General features: G+C 69.3%; 2 protein-coding genes. Both read left to right on the top strand.

The features are described 5' to 3' along the window. Positions 1-100: 100 nt before the first annotated feature. Entirely contained in the window at positions 101-1,366 is a 1,266-nt protein-coding gene (gene istA, locus OO57_RS37585; RefSeq protein ID WP_033257388.1) for an IS21 family transposase, read from the top strand. Continuing rightward, the gene (gene istB, locus OO57_RS37580; protein WP_033257386.1) at positions 1,366-2,193 is read left to right on the top strand and encodes an IS21-like element helper ATPase IstB; all 828 of its coding nucleotides are present in this window, start codon (positions 1,366-1,368) and stop codon (positions 2,191-2,193) included. The genes istA and istB overlap by 1 nt, the downstream gene beginning before the upstream one ends. Positions 2,194-2,265: the final 72 nt, after the last annotated feature.

The following is a 2,265-nucleotide window of genomic DNA, read 5'->3' as shown; positions in this document are numbered from 1 at the left end:
TGTCGGCGCCGGGTGAAAGCTGACCGCTGAACGGCGGATCAAATGGGACCCACCTCGCAGTCGTCTGATCATCCTGATCTTCAGAGGTCAGGAGGAGAGGGTGATTTCCGTGGAGGACTGGGCCGAGATCCGTCGGCTGCATCGGGCCGAGCACATGCCGATCCGGGCGATCGCCCGGCACCTGGGCATCTCGAAGAACACGGTGAAGAGGGCTCTGGACGGCGATCGGCCGCCGGTCTACCAGCGTCCGTTGAAGGGTTCGGCGGTGGACGCGTTCGAGCCTGAGATCCGTGAGCTGCTCAAGGCGACCCCGACGATGCCGGCCACGGTCATCGCCGAGCGGATCGGCTGGGAGCGCGGGATCACGATCCTCAAGGAACGGGTGCGCGAGCTGCGCCCGGCCTACCTGCCGGTGGACCCCGTCTCGCGGACCGTCTACCAGCCCGGCGAGCTCGCCCAGTGCGACCTGTGGTTCCCGCCCGTGGACATCCCGCTGGGCTACGGCCAGTCGGGCCGCCCGCCGGTGCTGGTCATCGTCTCCGGCTACTCGCGGGTGATCACCGCCCGGATGCTGCCCTCACGGCAGACCGGCGACCTGATCGACGGCCACTGGCGCCTGCTGACCGCTTGGGGCGCCGTCCCCAAGACACTGGTCTGGGACAACGAGACCGGCGTTGGCAGAGGCAAGCTGACCAGCGAGTTCGCCGCGTTCGCCGGTCTGCTGGCGGTCAGGATCCACCTCTGCCGGCCTCGCGACCCCGAAGCGAAGGGCCTGGTCGAGCGCGCCAACGGCTACCTGGAGACCAGCTTCCTGCCCGGCCGCACGTTCACCGGCCCCGACGACTTCAACACCCAGCTGACCGCCTGGCTGCAGATCGCCAACCGCCGCCAGCACCGCACGATCGCCGCCCGACCCACCGATCGGTGGGAGGCGGACCGCGCGGCGATGCTCGCCGTCCCGCCCGTCGACCCGCCCGCCTGGTGGCGCTTCCACACCCGGATCGGCCGCGACCACTACATCCGCGTCGACACCAACGACTACTCCGTCCACCCACGCGCCATCGGGCACACCGTCATGATCCGCGCCGACAACGAAGAGGTCATCGTCATCGCAGGCGAGGACGTCGTCGCCCGGCACTCCCGCTGCTGGGCCAAGCATCAGTCGATCACCGATCCCGACCACGCCGCCGCGGCCCAGGTCCTGCGCGGCGAGGTCTGGCACCACAAGGCCGCCCGCGCGGCCACCGCCCGAGCAGCGGCCCTGGCTCCCGACAGCCTGGGAATCGAGGTCGAACAACGCGAGCTGGGCACCTACGACCGCATGTTCACCCTCATCGAAGGCGGCGCCGGAAAAGAGGACACCTGATGGTCCGCAGCACTGCCCCCGCCGCGGCAGGGGCCGCCTCCACAGCCCGAACCGGCCGGCAGACCGCCTCCGACCTGGCTTTCCTCGCCCACGCGATGAAGGCCCCGGCCCTGCTGGACGCCGCTGAGCGCCTGGCCGAGCGCGCCCAGGCCGAGTCCTGGACCCACACCGAATACCTCGTCGCATGCCTGCAGCGCGAGGTCTCCGCCCGCGACAGCCACGGCGGTGAGGGCCGCATTCGCGCCGCCCGCTTCCCCGCGATCAAGACGATCGAGGAACTGGACGTCACCCATCTGCGCGGCCTGACGCGCCAACAACTCTCCCACCTGGGAACACTGGACTTCATCGCGGGCAAGGAGAACGTCGTCTTCCTCGGCCCTCCCGGGACCGGCAAGACCCATCTCGCGACCGGGCTCGCGGTCAGAGCCTGCCAGGCCGGACACCGCGTCGCGTTCGCCACCGCCGCCCAGTGGGTCGACCGGCTCGCCGCCGCCCACCACAGCGGCCGGCTCCAGGACGAGCTGGTCAAGCTCGGCCGCTACCCGCTGATCGTGATCGACGAGGTCGGATACATCCCGTTCGAAGCCGAGGCCGCCAACCTGTTCTTCCAGCTCATATCGAACAGATACGAACGGGCAAGTGTGATCGTCACCTCGAACAAGCCCTTCGGCCGGTGGGGAGAGGTCTTCGGCGACGAGACTGTCGCCGCCGCCATGATCGACCGGCTCGTCCACCACGCCGAGGTGCACTCCCTCAAAGGCGAGTCCTACCGCATGCGCGGCCGTGAACTCGGCCGCGGCTCCACCACAACCACCGACAACAACTAACCAAGACAACCAACGACGCGAGGGTCAGAACTCAACCGGCCAGAGCGGGTCACGGTTCAACCGCCGCCGACA

The organism is Kitasatospora phosalacinea (genome assembly GCF_000717185.1).
In the GTDB taxonomy this organism is placed as follows: Bacteria; Actinomycetota; Actinomycetes; order Streptomycetales; family Streptomycetaceae; genus Kitasatospora; species Kitasatospora phosalacinea_A.
The sequence above is the reverse complement of the archived record's forward strand: the minus strand, read 5'-3'. Positions and strand labels throughout refer to the sequence as shown.

What these genes read in the sequence shown, in the direction of transcription:
- istB (WP_033257386.1), top strand. Translation starts at nt 1,366, where the DNA reads ATGGTCCGCAGCACTGCCCCCGCCGCGGCAGGGGCCGCCTCCACAGCC.